Origin of the sequence: Haloarcula salina, assembly GCF_049603855.1 — an archaeon.
In the GTDB taxonomy this organism is placed as follows: Archaea; Halobacteriota; Halobacteria; order Halobacteriales; family Haloarculaceae; genus Haloarcula; species Haloarcula salina_A.
On record NZ_CP187146.1, the window covers coordinates 792,105 to 810,393 of the forward strand.

20 protein-coding genes and 1 tRNA gene are annotated in these 18,289 nt (G+C 68.0%); 8 read left to right on the forward strand and 13 right to left on the reverse strand.

The features are described from left to right. Nucleotide 1 precedes the first annotated feature (1 nt). The 3 genes from ACOZ4I_RS04015 (at nt 2) to ACOZ4I_RS04025 (ending at nt 2,955) form a co-directional block, all read left to right on the forward strand. Entirely contained in the window at nt 2-886 is an 885-nt protein-coding gene (locus ACOZ4I_RS04015) for a prenyltransferase (RefSeq protein WP_424003275.1), read from the forward strand. Beyond that, entirely contained in the window at nt 879-1,760 is an 882-nt protein-coding gene (gene cruF / locus ACOZ4I_RS04020; protein ID WP_424003277.1) for a bisanhydrobacterioruberin hydratase, read from the forward strand. The genes ACOZ4I_RS04015 and cruF overlap by 8 nt, the downstream gene beginning before the upstream one ends. 91 nt (nt 1,761-1,851) lie before the next feature. Then, nucleotides 1,852-2,955 carry an NADH:flavin oxidoreductase/NADH oxidase gene (locus ACOZ4I_RS04025; RefSeq protein ID WP_424003279.1) on the forward strand — a complete coding sequence of 368 codons (1,104 nt, stop codon included), beginning with the start codon at nt 1,852-1,854 and terminating at the stop codon, nt 2,953-2,955. Nucleotides 2,956-2,959: 4 nt separating this feature from the next. Here ACOZ4I_RS04025 and ACOZ4I_RS04030 read toward each other — a convergent pair whose 3' ends face one another. The 3 genes from ACOZ4I_RS04030 to ACOZ4I_RS04040 all read right to left on the reverse strand — a co-directional run bounded on the left by ACOZ4I_RS04030 (nt 2,960) and on the right by ACOZ4I_RS04040 (nt 5,735). Next, a complete protein-coding gene (locus ACOZ4I_RS04030) occupies nt 2,960-3,973 on the reverse strand; it encodes a DUF368 domain-containing protein (RefSeq protein ID WP_424003281.1) in 1,014 nt (337 codons plus the stop codon). 111 nt (nt 3,974-4,084) lie between these two features. Next, nucleotides 4,085-4,336 carry a DUF7127 family protein gene (locus ACOZ4I_RS04035; protein WP_424003283.1) on the reverse strand — a complete coding sequence of 84 codons (252 nt, stop codon included), beginning with the start codon at nt 4,334-4,336 and terminating at the stop codon, nt 4,085-4,087. 91 nt (nt 4,337-4,427) lie between these two features. After that, nucleotides 4,428-5,735: a phosphoribosylamine--glycine ligase gene (locus tag ACOZ4I_RS04040; protein ID WP_424003285.1), complete on the reverse strand. Its 1,308-nt coding sequence runs from the start codon at nt 5,733-5,735 to the stop codon at nt 4,428-4,430. A 104-nt stretch (nt 5,736-5,839) separates the two neighbouring features. Between ACOZ4I_RS04040 and ACOZ4I_RS04045 the strand changes: the two genes are divergently transcribed. Beyond that, on the forward strand, nt 5,840-6,112 hold the full coding sequence (locus tag ACOZ4I_RS04045) for a DUF7553 family protein (RefSeq protein ID WP_424003287.1): 273 nt from the start codon (nt 5,840-5,842) through the stop codon (nt 6,110-6,112). A gap of 80 nt (nt 6,113-6,192) precedes the next feature. Here the strand turns inward: ACOZ4I_RS04045 and ACOZ4I_RS04050 are convergent, their stop codons facing one another. Both ACOZ4I_RS04050 and ACOZ4I_RS04055 read right to left on the reverse strand, forming a co-directional pair. Then, nucleotides 6,193-6,705: a hypothetical protein gene (locus ACOZ4I_RS04050; RefSeq protein WP_424003289.1), complete on the reverse strand. Its 513-nt coding sequence runs from the start codon at nt 6,703-6,705 to the stop codon at nt 6,193-6,195. 36 nt (nt 6,706-6,741) lie between these two features. After that, nucleotides 6,742-7,605 carry a hypothetical protein gene (locus ACOZ4I_RS04055; protein ID WP_424003291.1) on the reverse strand — a complete coding sequence of 288 codons (864 nt, stop codon included), beginning with the start codon at nt 7,603-7,605 and terminating at the stop codon, nt 6,742-6,744. 474 nt (nt 7,606-8,079) lie between these two features. Here ACOZ4I_RS04055 and ACOZ4I_RS04060 point away from each other — a divergent pair, with 474 nt between their 5' ends. Further along, the gene (locus ACOZ4I_RS04060; RefSeq protein ID WP_424004778.1) at nt 8,080-8,844 is read left to right on the forward strand and encodes a winged helix-turn-helix transcriptional regulator; all 765 of its coding nucleotides are present in this window, start codon (nt 8,080-8,082) and stop codon (nt 8,842-8,844) included. Here ACOZ4I_RS04060 and ACOZ4I_RS04065 read toward each other — a convergent pair. The 5 genes from ACOZ4I_RS04065 to ACOZ4I_RS04085 form a co-directional block, all read right to left on the reverse strand. Continuing rightward, nucleotides 8,841-9,164: a transcription factor S gene (locus tag ACOZ4I_RS04065; protein ID WP_424003293.1), complete on the reverse strand. Its 324-nt coding sequence runs from the start codon at nt 9,162-9,164 to the stop codon at nt 8,841-8,843. The two genes, ACOZ4I_RS04060 and ACOZ4I_RS04065, sit on opposite strands and share 4 nt — an antisense overlap. Before the next feature lie 32 nt (nt 9,165-9,196). After that, entirely contained in the window at nt 9,197-9,823 is a 627-nt protein-coding gene (locus ACOZ4I_RS04070; RefSeq protein ID WP_424003295.1) for a hypothetical protein, read from the reverse strand. Then, the gene (locus ACOZ4I_RS04075; RefSeq protein ID WP_424003297.1) at nt 9,816-10,685 is read right to left on the reverse strand and encodes a hypothetical protein; all 870 of its coding nucleotides are present in this window, start codon (nt 10,683-10,685) and stop codon (nt 9,816-9,818) included. Before ACOZ4I_RS04075 ends, ACOZ4I_RS04070 begins: the two co-directional genes overlap by 8 nt. A 130-nt stretch (nt 10,686-10,815) precedes the next feature. After that, complete coding sequence (locus ACOZ4I_RS04080; RefSeq protein WP_424003299.1) at nt 10,816-11,652, reverse strand: RAD55 family ATPase; 837 nt, start codon at nt 11,650-11,652, stop codon at nt 10,816-10,818. Between the two features lie 46 nt (nt 11,653-11,698). Further along, on the reverse strand, nt 11,699-12,664 hold the full coding sequence (locus ACOZ4I_RS04085; protein ID WP_424003301.1) for a beta-ribofuranosylaminobenzene 5'-phosphate synthase family protein: 966 nt from the start codon (nt 12,662-12,664) through the stop codon (nt 11,699-11,701). Between the two features lie 119 nt (nt 12,665-12,783). On the opposite strand from ACOZ4I_RS04085, the gene ilvD reads away from it, so the two are divergent. Beyond that, nucleotides 12,784-14,526, forward strand: a complete 1,743-nt coding sequence (gene ilvD, locus ACOZ4I_RS04090; RefSeq protein WP_424003303.1) for a dihydroxy-acid dehydratase — start codon at nt 12,784-12,786, stop codon at nt 14,524-14,526. A gap of 78 nt (nt 14,527-14,604) precedes the next feature. Here the strand turns inward: ilvD and ACOZ4I_RS04095 are convergent, their stop codons facing one another. After that, nucleotides 14,605-14,847: a hypothetical protein gene (locus tag ACOZ4I_RS04095; RefSeq protein ID WP_424003305.1), complete on the reverse strand. Its 243-nt coding sequence runs from the start codon at nt 14,845-14,847 to the stop codon at nt 14,605-14,607. Between the two features lie 197 nt (nt 14,848-15,044). Here ACOZ4I_RS04095 and ACOZ4I_RS04100 point away from each other — a divergent pair, with 197 nt between their 5' ends. Then, a complete protein-coding gene (locus ACOZ4I_RS04100; protein WP_424003307.1) occupies nt 15,045-15,434 on the forward strand; it encodes a DUF7344 domain-containing protein in 390 nt (129 codons plus the stop codon). 93 nt (nt 15,435-15,527) lie between these two features. On the opposite strand, the gene ACOZ4I_RS04105 is transcribed toward ACOZ4I_RS04100, so the two are convergent. Next, nucleotides 15,528-15,598 (reverse strand) — tRNA-Pro (locus ACOZ4I_RS04105). Nucleotides 15,599-15,682: 84 nt separating this feature from the next. Beyond that, nucleotides 15,683-16,783 carry a right-handed parallel beta-helix repeat-containing protein gene (locus ACOZ4I_RS04110; protein WP_424003309.1) on the reverse strand — a complete coding sequence of 367 codons (1,101 nt, stop codon included), beginning with the start codon at nt 16,781-16,783 and terminating at the stop codon, nt 15,683-15,685. 145 nt (nt 16,784-16,928) lie between these two features. On the opposite strand from ACOZ4I_RS04110, the gene ACOZ4I_RS04115 reads away from it, so the two are divergent. After that, on the forward strand, nt 16,929-18,263 hold the full coding sequence (locus ACOZ4I_RS04115) for a DEAD/DEAH box helicase family protein (protein ID WP_424003311.1): 1,335 nt from the start codon (nt 16,929-16,931) through the stop codon (nt 18,261-18,263). Nucleotides 18,264-18,289 lie beyond the last annotated feature (26 nt).

Genomic DNA, 18,289 nt, shown 5'->3' on the forward strand with positions numbered 1-18,289 from the left:
GATGCCCGAACTCCCGACCGACCGGCTCGCGGCCGTCGTCCCGCCGGAGGAGTCGCTGGTCGGGTACCTCCTGCGACTCTCGCGGCCGCGCTTCTGGCTCTACCTCGGCGGCCCGGTCATCGTCGGCGTCAGCTACGCGGCCAACGGGCCCGCCGAACTGTTCTCGCCGCTGGCCGTCGCGCTGTTCCTGTACTTCACGCTGCCCGCGAACGTCTTCCTCTACGGCGTCAACGACATCTACGACGCCGACGTGGACGAACACAACCCGAAGAAAGACGAGGGCCGCGAGGTCAGCTACCGCGGCGATGGGGCCGTCGCGTGGGTCGTCGCCGCCTGCGGGCTCGCCGCGCTCCCCTTCGCCCTCGCCCTTCCTCCGCTGGGCGTGGCGGCCCTGCTCGGGTGGCTCGCCCTCTCGGTGGAGTACTCCGCCCCGCCGCTGCGGTTCAAGACGACGCCGCTCCTCGACTCGCTGTCGAACGGGCTGTACGTCCTGCCGGGCGTCGTCGCCTACGCCGCCGTCGAGGGAGTCGCCCCGCCGGCATCGGCAGTCGCCGGCGCGTGGCTCTGGGCGATGGGAATGCACACCTTCTCGGCCATCCCCGACATCGAACCCGACCGGGAGGCCGGCATCCGGACGACGGCGACGTTCCTCGGGGAGTCCAACACCTACTACTACTGCGTGGCCTGCTGGCTGCTCGCCGCCTTCGTGTTCACGCTCACGCACTGGGTGTTCGGCGCGCTGTTGCTCGTCTACCCCGCGCTCGTCTTCGGCATCCTCGCGGTCGGCGTCGATATCGACGAGGCGTACTGGTGGTATCCGGCTATCAACACCGCCGTCGGGACAGCGTTCACGCTCATCGCGCTGTGGGTGATGCTGTATGGGTAGCGAGCGCGACGGCGTCTCGCTGGAGTGGGCGGTCCCGGAGTCCCGTCGGGAGACGACCGCTCGGCTCGACCGGTTCGTCACCGAGAACCGCTTTACCATCGCCGTCGTGTTCCCGCTGGTCGGCGCGGTCACGCTGCTCGCCAGCGCCGAGGGACTGCTGCCCGACCCGCTCGCCTTTAACCCCTACTTCGTCCTGTTCGGGACGCTCGTGATGCGGCTGCCGCTGGTCGCCGGCGTCTTCCCGCTCGTCGACCGCCGGGCGGGCCTGGCGCTGGTCGCGCTCGCGGCGTACTCCTACGGTATCGAACTGCTCGGCGTCCGAACGGGGTGGCCCTACGGCGAGTTCGCCTACGGCGTCGACCTCGGACCGATGCTGTTCGGCGAGGTCCCGCTCGGGCTCCCGGTCTTTTTCTTCCCGCTGGTGCTCAACGCCTACCTGCTCGTCCTGCTGTTGCTCGGGAACCGGGCGGAGTCGACGCCGCTGCGCCTGCTCGCGACGCTCGCGACGGTCGTGCTCGTCGACCTCGTGCTGGACCCCGGCGCGGTCGCCATCGGGTTCTGGGCGTACCAGGACGCGCAGTTCTACGGCGTCCCGTGGCAGAACTACGCGGGCTGGCTGCTGTCGGGGTCGGTCGCCGTCCTGCTGTTCGACCTGGGCTTCGACCGGACGGGCCTGCGCCGCCGCCTCGCCTCCTGTGAGTTCATGCTCGACGACCTCGTGAGCTTCGTCCTGCTGTGGGGCGGCGTCAATCTGTTCTACGCGAACTGGATCCCGGTGGGGCTGGCGGCGCTGCTGGGCGCGGGGCTGCTCTGGACCGACCGCTTCGACTTCGACCTCTCGGAGACGCGGGTCGGGAGCGCCGTCTGGCGCTGACTTCCGGGGCCCGTCACACCTCCGTCCTTCGATTCCGGCGCGGTCTGCAGTCGCCACTGCGGTTTTCCGTCTGCCCGGCCAACCCTCGTCGATGACGGAACTGTTCTCGCCGCTCGAACTCCGCGAGACGACGATTCCGAACCGCGTGATGGTCTCTCCCATGTGTCAGTACTCCTGTGCGGACCGCGACGGCCTCGCGACCGACTGGCACCGCGTCCACCTCGGCTCGCGGGCCGTCGGCGGCGCGGGGCTGGTGATGAGCGAGGCGACGGCCGTCGAACCCCGCGGGCGCATCTCGCCGGAGGACCTCGGCATCTGGAGCGACGAGCACGCGGCGGCGCTCGAACCGATCACCGAGTTCGTCCGGGCGCAGGGGAGCGTCCCGGCCATCCAGCTCGCCCACGCCGGCCGAAAGGCCGCCACGTCGCGGCCCTGGGAGGGCCACGAACCGCTCCAGCCCGACGAGGGCGGCTGGGAGGTCGCCGCGCCGACCGACGACCCGTGGCCCTACGAAGACGGCGAGGCCCCGCCGACGGAGCGCCTCGATCAGGACGGGATCGAGGGCGTCATCGACGCCTTCCGCGCGGCCGCCGAGCGCGCGCTCGACGCCGGCTTCGAGGTCGCGGAGGTCCACGCCGCCCACGGCTACCTGCTCCACGAGTTCCTCTCGCCCGTGACGAACAGCCGCGAGGACGACTACGGCGGCGGCTTCGAGGGCCGGACGCGGCTGGTCCGCGAGGTGACGGCCGCCGTCCGCGAGGTCTGGCCCGACGAGAAACCGGTGTTCGTCCGCATCTCCGCGACGGACTGGCTCCCCGACCGGGAGTCCTGGACCGTCGACGACTCCGTGCGGCTGGCCGACCGGCTGGCCGAGGTCGGTGCGGACCTGATCGACGTGAGCGGCGGCGGCATCCACCCAGAGTCGCGACCGGAGTCCGCCGGGCCGAACTACCAGCTGCGCTACGCCGAGCGCATCCGCGAGGAGACCGACTCGGACATCGCCGTCGGTGCGGTCGGCGGCATCACGACGCCCCAGCAGGCCGAGGCCGTCGTCGCGAACGACCGCGCAGACCTGGCCATCGTCGGCCGCGAACACCTCCGGGACCCGTACTTCACGCTGACCGCGGCGAGGGAACTCGATGCGACCGACGAGATCGACGGTCCGCCCCAGTACCGCCGCGCCTGGGGCTTCTGAGAGATCAGACCTTGTCGAGGTCGAGGTCGACGGCGTACCAGTCCAGCGCGAGTAGGATGACCGCGCCGACCACCGCGGCGGCGGCGAACGCGACGAGCACGTCCGTCGAGAAGCCGACCTCTTCTCCGACTTTGACGACCGGCGCGCGCAGTGCGCCGACGACGAGCGCCACGAGGAAGGCGAGGGTCGCCTGGCGGTTGTAGTCCAGCGCGCGACGGACCGCGCGAGCGATGGTGAACAGGCCGACCAGCCCGCCCACGATGAAGGTCACGACGGGAACGGCCGTCGCAGTCACGTCGTCGGCCGAGCCGCCCGTCGCGAGCGCGATGAGCGCGTCGATAAACTCGCTGAGCGCCCTCGTCATCCGGGTGTACTGACCGAGGATGACGAGCAGCAGCGACCCGGAGATCCCGGGGAGGATCATCGCGCTGACGCCGACCATCCCGGCGACGAAGACGATGAGCAGGCTCCCGCCGGTGCCGTCGCCCCCAGTCGAGATACCTGACACCAGGAACGCGACGAGGAACCCGACGACGCCCGCCGCGGCCTGGAGCGGCGTCTCGATCGAGAGGCCACGTAGCAGGACGAGCGCGGAGGCGGCGATGAGGCCGAAGAAGAAGCCGAAAAGCAACGCCGGCGTCCTCTGGCTGGCGACGGTGACGATGTGTGTTACGACGACGACCGCCACGCCGACGCCGGCGACCAGCGACAGGAGGAACCACACGTCGATTTCGAGCAGTTCGGCGAGTGCGCGGCGCGGGGCGAACCCGCCGTCCAGTGGTGTTAGCGCCCGAAGGAGTCGGACGAGTCGGGCGGGAGTGACCGCCGTGATGGCGGCGATGAGGCGCTCGTAGACGCCGGCGATGAGCGCGATGGTGCCGCCGGAGACGCCGGGGACGCCGTCCGCGCTCCCCATACAGAGGCCGATGAGAAAGGTCTTGAGCCACGCGCGCAGCGGCGGTATCGAACCGCGGAGTGTCGGCAGGTCGCGCTGGTCCCGGTCGGGAAGGGTGGTCATCACTGGACGATTCCAGTATCACGCTCAAATCCCTTGTGGAGTGGCGTCGCCTCGGACGCCTGATAGATCCGGTGGCGGTGCGTAGTCCACCCCGCAGGACCGACTGCCCGCTCAGTCCTCGCTCGCGATCGTTACCACGCCGTTCCGGCGCGACTCGACTGCGCCGGCGCTCGGGAGGTCGACGTCGAACTCCGTCTGCCGGCCGGGGGCGTCGACGGCGACGACGGCCTCTGATCCGACCAGTTCGACTGTCACGTGGTCGGCGGTGGCCGGCAGCGAACTGTAATCGACGACGACGGTCCAGTCGTCGCCCTGTTCAGTGCGTGAGACGTGAAGCGGTGACCGCTCGGTTAGTGCGTCCATTCGACGACCGTGAGTACGTCCCGCACACACATAGGTGGGCGTTTGGCACATGACAATCGCCGCAACCGAAACACGCATGTGCCATGCCCTATCAGGCCGGGCCGAGATACCCCCACGCCTGCAACCGGTCGCCGTCGCCGTCGATCCAGCGCTCGCCGATGTCGTCCCGGTAGTACATGTTCGGAATCACGATGTCGCCGATGCGGTCGTAGGCCTGCTCGCGGGCGGCCTGCATCGTCTCGCCTGTCCCGGTGACGACGAGGGGCATCCCGTTGTCGCCCGCGACGCGCCACTGGCCGTCGACGCGTTTCGCGTCTTCGAGGTGGATGCCCTCGCGGCTCTCGGTCTCGAAGACGACCGCCGCGTTGCGCGAACTCTCGTCGTAGGTCTTCTCGTCGTCGAAGGGGAACGGCGGCAGGACGACGCGAACGCCGATCTGGTAGCCGCCGTGTACGTCGAGGTCGGGGTCGTTCCCGTGCGCAAGATCATAGAAGAACTGCCCGGTCTCGGACTCGAAGGACTCCTCCTGGAGCGCGATGGTCGGATAGCCAAAGCGCGGCGTGAATTCGAGGGGATATATGCCGCTGTCGTTGACGATGCAGTTCAGGTCGATGCTCCCGACGTAGCCCTCCTCGGCGAGCCACCCCTCCAGCCGCCCGAGCGTCTCCTCGAACAGCCGATTGTGGCCGCCCCAGAACATCGAAGTCCCCATCTCGCCGGTCGAGGGGCCGATATTCCCGGGAAACAGCTTCTTGTGCTCGAAGTTGAAATTGACCCGGTCGACGAACCGTTCGCCGTCGAAAAAGCCGCAGATGGCGATCTCCACGCCCTCCACTTTCCGCTGGAGCTGGAACCCCTTCATGCGGTGGCCCCACGCCTTCTTGTAGGCACGCAGGACCTCCGCCACGTCGCTGCCGTCGTCCTCGTTGCCGACGTACAGCAGGCGCTTGACGTTCTGGACCTCCCCGAGCGGCTTGATGACGTACGGTGCTGGGTTCGCTTCGACGTGTGCGATGCCCGCGTCGAAGTCGCGGAAGACGTGGTGTTCGACCGTGTTGACGCCGTTCACTTCGAGCACGTCCATCGCGTAGCCGCGGTCTTCCTCCAGACGGTCGGTGTTTGGCGTGCCACCGACGACAGCTTTCCCGCGCTCGCGGAGGTCCCGAGCCAATGCGCCGGTTCCCACGTCCGTGCCGACCCAGATGTCGTCGAAGACGACGACGTCCGCCCAGTCGACCTTGGCCTCCCAGTCGTCAGTCTTGGGGACGAAGCCGTCGCCGATCTCTCTGTCCGATTCGGCCTCGATGTAGTACTTCACGTCGTGGCCTTCCTGATGAATCTGCCACGCGAGGTCGGTGATCAGCGCGGCGTCGGCGGAGACGAACAGGAACGTTGCCATAGGGATCCTGGGCGCGGGGGCGGGATAACCGTTGGCCGTCCGCGACACCTGCAGGATTCCCCACCAGGCGAACCGTTTTATCCCTCATCCGAGAAGCGCCATCCATGACACGCGAAGAACTCGCAGCGGCGAGTGACCAACTCGAATCGGCAGCCGAAGACACCGACAGCGACGACGCGAGCGAGCGCCTCGCGGACCTCGCCGGACAGCTCGACAGCCTCGCGACCGCCGAGACGGGGCCTGACCACGGCCGTCTCGCCCGCATCCAGTCCGCGCTCAACGACCTCGAGAGCGGCGACGGCAGCGACGTGGCCGCCGCCATCGACGAGGCCGACGACCACATCAACGAGTACCGTTCCGACCTCGAAGGAGTCTGACGGCGCGGTTTCTTCCGTATCTTCGCCGCTCCGAGCGGCTGTGCTGTCCAGCCGTCCTGTCGCTCTGCCGTCCCGTCCTCCTACAGCGCGCGCTTGGTTTCCGGATCGTCGAGGTCCCAGAGCAGTTCCGGCAGGAAGGCGTCGAGGTGCTCGACGACACGGCGCTCGGACACGTCCAGGCCCTCGCAGTGCTCGTGAGCCTCGTCGCGAATGCCGACGTGAATCTCTTCGTCTTCGACGGTGACCTGAAGCGGGAACACCGAACAGCGCGTCGGCTTCCAGTCGTGTTCGGCGTGCAGCGCACAGAGGCCGTCATCCCGCAGGAAATAACAGGCCTCTCCCGCCTCGTCGACGTGGTCGTCCCGGTCTTTCTCCTCCTGTCGGACGAAGTCCTGCCCGCGGAACTGCGTCGTCGCCTCGCTCAGACTCGCCCGACTTGCCAGTTCCAGTAAGTCCTTCTCGTAGAGGAGCACGCCGTGCTGGCAGCACCACGTGCACTCCTCGACGCACTCGAATGTGAGCGCCGGGTCGAAGTCGACGACGGCCTCCTTGCCGGGGTAGACCTCGACGCGTCGGGCGGGGTCGGTCGTCACACCCCCGCTTGGGTTCCAGCGGGCAAAAGGACGGCGCTACGACCGCGTCCCGGTCGTCGCCGCCTCCGTTCGCTCCGTTGCAGTTTCCGATTTCTCCGCTACCGGCGCGATTCGGTGGCTGGCGTCGTTTTGCTCGCCCGGTGCGTCCAGGCGGTAGAGTACGGCATCGGTGGACGTCGGCCGCTTGGCGTCGTGTGTGACGGTCTCCGTGTTGCCGGCATCGAGGACGCCGCTGATGCGGCGCTCGGGGATGTAGTCGACGCTGGGACCGATCCGGTTCATCGCGAGCACGTACCGCCCGGCGATTTCACCCGTGTTCGTCACGGTGACCTCCAGCGTCGGGTCGACAGTCGCCTCGCCGGGGCCCGAGAGCGTCACGTCGAACGACGGCAACGGTGCGGCGAGTCGCCGTTTCACCCCCTCTGAGAATCCGTGCTCTCCGCCGGGCCACGTGAGTGCCGCGTCGCTCGGGTCGCCGGTCTCCGGGAGCCCGAACACCAGCACGCCCTCACCGTCGGCGTAATCCGCGCCCAGGTCGCCGTCGCGAAACAGGGCCCGACTCGACCCCGTCTCGACCGGCGGGTGTTCGGTGCCGTTGAACGCGAATCGGAACGCGGACCGGTCCGGCGGCCTCCCGTCATCGGTTCGGACCTCGACGGCGAGGTACTGCCCGGCGTCGTCGTACACGCCGATCGAGTCGGGACTGTCCATCGCCACGTAGCCGGGCTGGACGGTTGGGTTCCCGACTTCGAGGCTGGCCGGCGTCTCGCTGTCCGTGACGGTTCGGCGCTCACCCGGCGACGGGACAGGCGTCACCGTCCCGGCGTCGTCGGCACTGTTCTGACAGCCGGCCCCGGTCAGGAGCGTCCCACAGAGGGCAAGCAGGCGGCGGCGTCGCATGGCCCAGTCTTCCGTCGGTCCGGGTAAGTGTCTTCAGGTGGCTTCGATGCCGCTTTGACCGTCCGAACGCACCGGCGTCGATCCGGTGCGTTCGATGCCCGGTGTCGAATCGCTCACCAGCTCCAGTCGCGACCCAGATATTCATACAGCCCTGAATATCCCGGGCAGAAGTGTGCCGTCAGACGTATATTTATAAAAATTATTACTATTGTTGGTGGCCAAAATCCGTTTCAGAGGGTGGCTTGCAACCGCAAGCAAACCTGAATAAATCAGCAGACGGGGACCGTATTGTCCGACCGCTTCTACACTGTCGGCTCCAGAGAAACATCCGATACTTGAGGCAAACCAAAACTTTTTGATAATACCACTGAAACTGTTCAATTAGATAACCTGTAGGGGTGTGGTAGTCCCCGCCCCCTCCCCGTGGTGTTAGGAATGAGCAAATCAAGTGAGGGCCGAACGGCCCCGAAATCGATGCGTCACAAGCAAATCCTGGATGTAGCGGCAGACAACCCCGAAGCGTCGATCGAAGACCTCGCGGCCGAGGTTCCGAGCGCGACACCGGACCTCGTCGAGCGGGTCCTCGAAAAGCACGGCGACCCGGCGAGCAAAGACGACGGCGTGGACGGCGAGAGCACCGGCCACACGCCGTCTGCAGACGGAACCGCATCACCGACTGCGACGGACGACGACGCCGCGGCAGTGGACACCGCGACACCGACGGACGACGACGCTCCTGTGACCGCCGCGAATCAGCCAGACGGACAGTCGTATCCGGCCCCGGACGAAATCTCGCCGACCCAGCGCGAGACGCTCCGGGCCATCATCGAACACCCGACGGCGTCACAGCGTGACCTCGCAGACGTGCTCGACGTGACGGCCTCGACCGTGAGCAACCGCGTCAACAGCATCGACGGCTTCGACTGGTCGGAACGCGAGACGTTCGCCCACGCCGTTCTCGGCGACGCGGAGTCACCGACGACCGAGCAGCAGTCGCCGCCCGAAGTGGTCGACACCGTCGAGACCGTCCAGTCCACTGTCGATGAACTCTCGACACAGATCGAGGACCTCGAAGGACGGATGGAGACCGTCACCGACGGCAGCGGCGCGGCACAGGCCCCGGCCCAGTCGCGCGTGTTCGACGACCCCGAACTCGTCCACAAGGTCGTTCACGCCTGCATGGACTCCGAGAACATCACCGAAGACGAGGAACTGCGGATCCTGAAGTCGCTGCTCTAGTTGTACTCGCGCCAGCGGTGGCCACACTCCTGGCACTTGAAGAAGCGCGTCGGCGGTTCGTCGGCGGAGCCGGTCTGCTTGATCGTGTACCAGGCCGTGCCGTGGCCGCACTCGTCGCAGGTCACGTCGTCGGCGGTCGGCTTGCCCTCGAAGTTTGCGCCCTCCTCGGTCTCGATCAGTTCGTCGCCGCTCTGTTCATCGGTAGTGACGAACTCGGCCGCGCGCTCCCGGTCCTTGGCGACGCGTGCCCCGCAGGACTGACAGACCATCTCGTCACCGTCTGCGTGCATCATCGAGCCGCAGTCGTCGCAGAACTGCATACCGGTCGTTCGGACACCGAGTCGGAAAGCCGTTACTGCTCGCCGTCGAGTTCGTGTTGCTCGGCGACGACGGGGCAGTCCCGGAGCCGGACCGTCTCCATGTCGAGGAACTCGACGAGTTCCGTGTCTTCGTTCGTACAGTGGGCGTTCGGCGGTTCCGAGAAGTGCTCGCACTGCTCGCAGTAGCGGTGTTTCGACACCTCGGCGTAGCGGTTCTCGGCGACGTCGGCATCGTCGCCGTCGCCGGTGATCTCGGCCCACACTTTGTCGGCGTCGACGTGGTCGACGTCGACCCGTTCGAACGCGCTCTCGGTGTCTCCGAACGGGTCGTCCTGGGCCTCCTCGAACCCCGCAAACGGATCGTCGGAACTGGCATCCGAATCGGTGCGGAACTCCTCGACGTCGACCGCCGAGAGGAGGTCGTCGTCTATCGTCGGATCCGGGCCGTCGGTCGACTGGCCGTGCTCGCTCCCCGGATCCGTCGCTGGGTCGGTTCCGGCGGAGGACGTCTCACCGCCCCCGCTGGAAGGCTCGATGTCGCTGGCCCCGTCGTCGCCGGTCGTCTCCTCGTCGTCTGCCGGGTCGAGTCGTTCGAAAGGATCCCCCTCGCGGTCGTCGACCGGGTCGAGCCGTTCGAAGGGGTCCTCGTCGTCACTCATCGGTCGCTCCCGATTCGAGCTGCGCGGCGGTCACCAGTCGGGCTTTCGTCCGGAAGATGCCGCCCTCCGGGCGCACGTCCGAGACGGTCACGTCGCAGTGCGGGCAGTTCGGCTCGGTCAGCAAGCCGATCTCGACCTGCTCGTCGCACCTCTCACAGCGGGCCGCGGAGATCCCTTCCTGTGCCGCAGCGCGCTTCAGGCGATCGACCGCCCGCTGGGTCGCGTCGCGGCCGCCTCGGTCTTCGCGGAGGTCGCTGACGACCCACGCCACGCGGGTGAGTTTGTCCTGAAGGTCGCTCAGTCGCTCGTCGATATCCTCGGTGGTGGCCGCCTGTGTCTCCAGGTCGGCGGTGAGATCGGATCGCAGTTCGGCGAGCTTCCGGTCGAGTCCGTCGACTTCCTGCCGGAGCGCGTCGATGCGGTCGAACTCCTCGTGGTCGTGGTCGGCCGGGGCTTTCCCGTCGGTCTCGCGTTTCACCTGGACGACCCGCTCGCGGACGTCTTCCACCTTGGTCTGAAAATCGGCTTCGAGGTCGTCGAGACGGTCCTCGAGGCGGTCCTCGACACCGTCGACGATGTCGGGGAGCCGAGAGTGCAGGGCGTCCTCGGCCGCCGTGTCGAGTTCGCCGCTCAGCTTCTCGTCGACGGTCGCGGCGACGACCGCGTCGAGTTCGTCACGCGAGACGCCGACCACCGCCGTCTCGTCGTCGTAGTCCGCCGTCGCCTTGTACGAGGCCAGTAGCTGTTCGACGACGGCCTCGCGGGGGACTCCGAGCGCCTCCGCCTGCTCGGTCAGCCACTCGTCCATATCCGCGGCTAGCTCGACGTGCACGCCTCCGTCATCCGTCGACTCGGAGGACATTACGAGTCCCTTAATGAACGACACTGATAAGCGTTTACCGCCTATTTCAGAAATCGAGAGAGACGGGGTACTGGGCGAATCGCCGCCAGAGACGGTGTCGGTGGCACTGACCGTGGATGGTGTCGAGCGCTTATCGGATTTTTCGCACGTCGCTGATGTCGAAGCCGGCGTCGCCGAGTTCCGTCTCGAACTGGACGATGTCCTCTTCCTCGATTTGCGAGAGGACGCCCCGGAACTGCCGGACGACGAGCGTCCGCGCTCGCGAGGACCCGCCGGTCTCCCAGGCGAACTCCATCGTCCCGTGCGAGGAGTCGACGAGCTGGCCGTGGCGGACGTCCGAGAGCGTCTCGTGGTTGACGTGCAACAGGATGAGACCGCCCCACTCGTGGGCGGCCTTCTGGATGCCAGCGACGAGCGAACTGATGTCGGACCAGCTAATCTCGTCGCCGATCGAGCTGACGAGGTCCGACAGCGAGTCGATCACGACGAGGTTGCCGGGCGCAACCTCGTTGAGCGTCATGCCGAGCGTCCCGAGCAGGTCTTCCCGCTCGTGGCGGGCCCGAAGGTCGGTGATGGACGCGGATTCGCTGGCGTACCAGCTCCGCGGGACCGGGCTGATGTGGAAGTACCGTTCGGAGAGGTCGTGGAACTGGACGGCCTCGCTGCCCTTCTCGACCACCTCGTCGGCCATCGCCAGTCGCATCTCCGAGACGAGCTGGGACTCGCTGGCGGTAAAGGAGATGTAGTGAACCTCGTCGGGGGCGACGGCGTCGGCCGAGAGGTCGCCGTAGTAGAGGTCGTGGCTCTCGGCGTCGACCTGCTGGAGCCCGTTCACGAGCGCGCTCGTGTGCATGAACTCCCGGGAGCCGGCCCCGGCCTCCCCGGAGAGCAGGACGACGCTCCCGACCGGCGCGCCGCCGTTGATGATGGAATCGAGTTGGCGGATTCCGAACGGAATGCGCTCCATACCACCTCTCACCCACGGGGTCGCTTAAACGCTTGCCCGGGGTTCGTCATTCTGATAACGAGGCCCCGACGTTGCGCGGGGCGGCGACGCGGACGGTCCCGTCCACGCCTGCTTCGTCGAGCGCCATCTCACCGGCTTCAGCGGCTTCCGACGCGTACTCGTCGGTCGTCAGCCCCCAGACTGTCGGACCCCACGAGCTCTGGCCGGCCCCGGAAACCGACGGGGCGCGCGACAGTGCGTCGACGATCGTCCCCGCCGGCGGCCGGTAGACCCCGCCCTGCTCGTCGGCGTACCACGCGCCGTTGAGTCGCCCCAGCCGGGCCGCGGCCTGCCCGAAGTCGCGTCGGTCCCGGGTGGCGATGGCCGGGAGCAGTCGCCGGGTCAGCAACGTCGATATCTCGTCGGCGATGCCCGGGTCGGCCCGCTCGACCGCCTGGCGCATACTCTGGTCTTCCGCCGACCCGCTCTGTCCGGGCTCGGAGTCCGGCACGACCACGACGAACCGCCAGTGGGTCGGCACGTCGTGGCGGGCGAGCACCGGCGGCACGTCCCAGTCGCCCTCGGCGGGCGGCTCCGCGGTGAAGCGCTCGGTCGGGTGGCCGCCGTCGACGACGAAGCCGCCCGTCTCGAAGGTGGCGACGCCGACGCCGCTGCGGCCGCCCCGTCCCAGCCGCGGCGCGTACGTTCGCGCGTCCGCGGTCCGGTCGTAAGATCGGACGACGGCCACGAGCGTCGCGAGCGCGAGTTGCGTGCCGCTCCCCAGACCGACGTGGCGCGGAAACCGCTCCTCGATTTCGACGATAGCGCCGGGCACGTCGAGCGCGTCGACGACGCGCCGGACGTAGGGCTCGGCGGCCGCGTCGTCACAGCGGATCTCGTCCGCACGATCGGCGTGGACCGCGAGCCCCGGCTCGTCGAGCGCGAGGCCGACGCCGCCGTAGAGGCGCTCGTGGGCCAGCGAGAGGTTCTGAAAGCCGAAATGGAGTCGAGCAGCGGTCGTGACCGTCGGCATGCGCCGACGTTGTCGCCGCCCGGGAAAGAAGCTACTGTCACCGGAGATTTCCCGCCCGATCGTGGGGGACGGTAGCGCGACTACAAGTTATTTAAGGTCGCCCACGGCGACGGTGAATTATGAGCAAGCAGGAACGCCGCGAGCGGCCGGAAAAAGACCCGGACCTGCGGAGCAACGAAGTCACGAAGGGCGTCGAGAAGGCCCCGCACCGCGCGATGTTTCGCGCGATGGGCTACGACGACGAGGACCTCGCCTCGCCGATGGTCGGCATCGCGAACCCCGCCGCCGACATCACGCCGTGTAACGTTCACTTAGACGACGTGGCGGCGGCCGCCTACGACGGCATCGACGACACCGGCGGGATGCCCATCGAGTTCGGGACCATCACCATCTCAGACGCCATCTCCATGGGGACCGAGGGGATGAAGGCGTCGCTCATCTCCCGCGAGATGATCGCCGACTCCGTCGAACTGGTCACTTTCGGCGAGCGCATGGACGGCATCGTCACCATCGGCGGCTGTGACAAGAACATGCCCGGCATGATGATGGCCGCCATCAGGACGGACCTGCCGAGCGTCTTCCTCTACGGCGGGTCCATCATGCCCGGCGAGCACGACGGCCGCGAAGTCACCATCCAGAACGTCTTCGAGGGCGTCGGTGCGGTCGCCGAGGGCGACATGAGCGAGGACGAACTCGACGAGATGGAGCGCCACGCCTGCCCCGGTGCCGGCTCCTGTGGCGGGATGTTCACCGCCAACACGATGGCCTCCATCTCCGAGGCGCTCGGCCTCGCACCGCTCGGGTCGGCCGCCGCCCCCGCCGAGCACGAGGACCGTTACGAGATCGCCGAGGACGCCGGCGAACTCGTCCTCGACGCCATCGAGAACGACCGCCGCCCGTCGGACATCCTGACGAAAGAGTCCTTCGAGAACGCCATCACGCTCCAGGTGGCGACCGGCGGGTCGACGAACGCCGTCCTGCACCTGCTCGCGCTCGCGGCGGAGGCCGACATCGACCTCTCCATCGACGAGTTCGACGAGATTTCCCGGCGGACGCCGAAGATCGCGAACCTCCAGCCCGGCGGCCAGCGCGTCATGAACGACCTCTTCGAGATCGGCGGCGTCCCCGTCGTCATCCGCCGCCTGCTCGATGCGGGCCTGTTCCACGGCGACGCGATGACGATGACGGGCCGGACCATCGCCGAGGAACTGGCCCTCCTCGAAGACCGGGGCGCGATCCCCGACGACGACGACATCGACGCGGACTTCCTCTACCCGGTCGAGGACCCCTATCAGGACGAGGGTGCCATCCGGGTTCTCAAAGGGAACCTCGCGCCCGATGGCGCGGTCCTGAAGGTCACCGGCGACGACGAGTTCCACCACGAGGGGCCCGCGCGCGTCTTCGAGAACGAGGAGGACGCGATGGAGTACGTCCAGACCGGCGAGATCTCCTCCGGCGACGCCATCGTCATCCGCAACGAGGGGCCCCGCGGCGGTCCCGGGATGCGCGAGATGCTCGGCGTCACCGCCGCTGTCGTCGGGGCCGGCCACGAGGACGACGTGGCGCTCCTGACCGACGGGCGCTTCTCCGGCGGCACGCGCGGCCCGATGATCGGCCACGTCGCGCCCGAGGCCTACGTCGGCGGCCCCATCGGCGCGCTCGAAGACGGCGATCACATCCGCGTCGACATCCCCGAGCGGACGCTCGAAGTCGACCTCTCCGACGAGGAGATCCAGGACCGACTCGACGCCCGTGACGAGCCCGAACCGCCGTACACGAACGGCGTGCTGGCGAAGTATGAACAGGCGTTCGGGTCGGCGGCCAACGGCGCTGTGACGAACCCCGGCGCGAAGTGGGACTAAGTCGGCGCTAACGATCTATCGCACCGGGTGACGCGAGACGCGGGGTCGCGGGACGCGAGCCGAGCGAGCGTGGCCAGTTCATTCCTTCCGAAACGTGATGAGCCCCTCTCGAAGGGCCGCTTCGAACCGCTCGTCCAGTGCCATCTCTTCCCACCCTTCGGGCCGGTTCTCCGCCGCGATCTCCGACAGCGAGTCCACGAACGAGCGATGCAGGAACCGACCGTTCGTCTCGCACTCGCCGCAGGTGCGGATGATCGACTTCACTTCGAAACTCCGGTCGACGGTCGCCTGGCACCGGGCGCACACGTACGTTTCGGACACACGGTCCCGTACGTGGTCCGTCTACTCGGAAGTTGCGCCTGCCGCGTCGCTCTTGGACGGATCTCGATCCCGACAGGTCGGTTCGAGTTGCCGTCGACGGCCGGCGGTCAGGACGTGTAACCCGTTCGTACTCACGGTAATGTGGTACGAACCGCTATATCAGCTACGGCCCCTACCTCTCGCATCCGGTGTCCCGAATGGCCAACAATCGACGAGTAGCGGCGAAAGAGTCGAACCGACTGACCGAGGACCAGATCTTTTCGCTCCTCTCGAACCGTCGCCGCCGCAACCTGCTCCGATTCGTCGAATCCGCCGGCGGCGAGTCGGCCGTCCCCGCGATCACCGACCACCTCGCTCAGTCCGAGTACGGCAGCGACGAGGTCTCCGCGAGCCAGCGCAAGAACGTCTACGTCTCCCTGCACCAGACACACCTCCCGAAACTGGCCGACGCCGGCGTCGTCGAGTACGACGAACAGACCAAACGCGTCGCGCTCACGGACCGCGCCGTACTCCTGCTCGCGTACTGCCACTTCGATCCGACGTCGCGCGGCGGGCTCCTGTCCCGACTGTTCCAGAACGGGCGGTAATTGCGCCTCCGTCAGGCCGCTGGCACCATTCTCTGAGAGTATTGGTCAACAGCTGTGACTCTGGGCCGTATTCGCCACCAGTAGAAGTTGAAGTGGGACCGCCGAGATTCGAACTCAGGTCCGACGCACCCCATGCGCCGAGGATACCGCTACCCCACGGTCCCGCACTCTGGGAGAGGGGGGTGCTTTAATTAAGGCCTTCGTTTTCCGGACGGCCTCGCCGCGTGACCCAGTGTCACGTCCGGCGATCACTCGGCCACGTCGACGCCGCTACTCTGAACGTCGACGGAATCGAGCGACCAGCCCGACGCAGCGTCGCGGGCGTCGATGCCGATTGCCGTCTCGCCGCCGCTGACGGTGATGGACGAGTCGCTGACGGTCCAGGAGCCGTTCGTGCCGACAGCGTGGATCCCTTGGATATGGATATCGATGGTGGTGTTCCGCATCGACCACGCACCGGTGGTTCGGGCGGTGAAGACACCGATATCCCGCGTGGAGACCGTCGCGTCGGAGACAGTCCACGATCCCTCCGACGACGCCGTGACGAGGCCTACGTCGCTGTGCTGGACGGTCAGGTCGGTCACGGTCCAGTCGCCGCGGCTGGCGATGGCTTTGATGCCGGTGTCGCTGCGTCGGACGGTCGTGTGCTGGACGGTCCAGTCGCCAGTGCTGCCGGACGCGTCGACGCCGTCCGCGCCGGAGCGGTCGACGACGACGTTCGTCACCGTCCAGTCGCCGGTCGAGCCGCGAACGTCGACGCCGTCGCCGCCGACCGCGACGAAGCGCGTGTCGCGGATCGTCCACTCGCCGGTGCTCGCGCGAGCGAAGACGCCGCTGTAGGTCGTACTGGAGACGGCCGAGTCGGTGATCGTCCAGTTCCCGCTGGCGTTGGGCGCGTAGACGCCGACGCTGGCGCGGATGACGGTCGAGTCACGAAGCGTCCAGTCGCCGGTGGTGTCGTTCGCGACGACGCCGAGGCGGTAGTTACGCATCGTAAAGCCGGTGACGTTCGGGGCGGCCGCGCCGGTCACGCGCAGCGCGGTGCCGTTGACGAACCGCGAGCCGTCGAGTATCGCCCGGTCGGGTGCGACCAGCGTGACGTTCTCGGCCACGGTGATCTGTTCGTAGTACACGCCGGGTCGGACTGCGACGGTGTCGCCGCTGTCGGCGGCGTCGACGGCAGCCTGGATCGACCGGTAGTCGGCGGAGCCGTCGCGATCGACGGTCAGCGTGTCCGTGGCCGTCTGTGTGTCGGTCATCTGTATCGCCGTCACACCGGCCGGCACGGTCGCAAGCACGAGCGACAGCGACACCAGGAGGGCGAGCAGCGTCGAGCGAGTCGGTGTCATGGGGGACTGTTCGGTCTGGACGGACGTAAACTGTGCTCCCGGAGTCAGTGCGAAACGACGGTGCCCGGAGGGCTCCGCGGCGGACGCGTGCCCGGTCGGCAGCCGCCGCGAAAGCGTTATCGGCGGGAGCGGCGAACCGTCGGCCGTGCTGGAACTGACGTTCGAGTCGGGGACGATTCGCGTGAGCGGGTCGCCGCCGACCGACCTGCCCGGGGTCGAGCGCGACGAGCGGAGCCAGTCCGCCAGAGCGCCGGCGTACCGGTACGCCGACCTGGTGACCGCGCTCGACGAGCGCGGCGTCGCGTACGCGGACCGCGTCGGCCCGCTGCCTCCGGTATCGCTCTCGACGACGTACGACCTCCGGGAGTATCAGCAATCGGCGCTGGACGCGTGGCGCGCCGCCGGCGACCGGGGCTGTCTGGAACTGCCGACGGGGAGCGGGAAGACCGTCATCGGCATCGCCGCGATGGTCGCGCTCGGGACGCCGACGCTGGTGGTCGTCCCGACGATCGACCTGCTGGAACAGTGGCAGCGGGAACTCGAACGGGAGTTCGACCGGCCCGTCGGTCGCATGGGCGGGGGCGAGCAGCGCGTCGAGGACGTGACCGTCTCCACCTACGACTCGGCGTACCTCCGCGCCGACGAACTCGGCGACCGCTTCGGGCTCGTCGTCTTCGACGAGGTCCACCACCTCGGCGGCGAGGGGTACCGCGACATCGCCCGCCTGCTCGCGGCTCCGGCCCGACTGGGGCTCACGGCGACGTTCGAGCGGCCGGACGGCGCGCACGACGTCATCGAGGGCCTCGTCGGGCCGCTCGTCCAGCGGGTCGGGGTCGACGACCTCGCCGGCGAGCACCTCGCGGACTACGACATCAAGCGCATCGAGGTGGCGCTCACGCCCGAAGAACGCGAGCGCTACGAGGACGAGCAGGGGACGTTCACCGACTACCTGCAGCGCTCGAACATCCAGCTCCGCTCGGGGAGCGACTACCAGGAACTGGTCAAGCGCTCGGGGTCGGACCCGGCGGCGCGCGAGGCCCTGCTGGCGAAACAGCGCGCCCGCGAGGTGATGATGAACGCCGAGGGGAAGGTCGACCGGCTGGCGGAGATTCTGGACCGCCACCGCGGGGACCGGATCATCGTCTTCACAGCCTACACCGACCTCGTGTACCGGCTCTCGGAGCGGTTCCTGATTCCGGCCATCACCCACGAGACCGGCGCGAGCGAACGCCGCGAGATTCTGGAGCGGTTCCGCGACGGGACGTACTCGCGGGTCGTGACGGCGAACGTCCTCGACGAAGGGGTCGACGTGCCCGACGCGAACGTGGCCGTCGTCCTCTCGGGCAGCGGCTCGGAGCGCGAGTTCACCCAGCGGCTCGGCCGCATCCTGCGGCCGAAGTCGGACGGTTCGCGTGCACTGCTGTACGAACTCGTCACCGAGGAGACGGCCGAGGAGCGGGTCGCCAGGCGGCGGCGGTAGCGCGTACCGTCCCGCCGTTTCGCGTG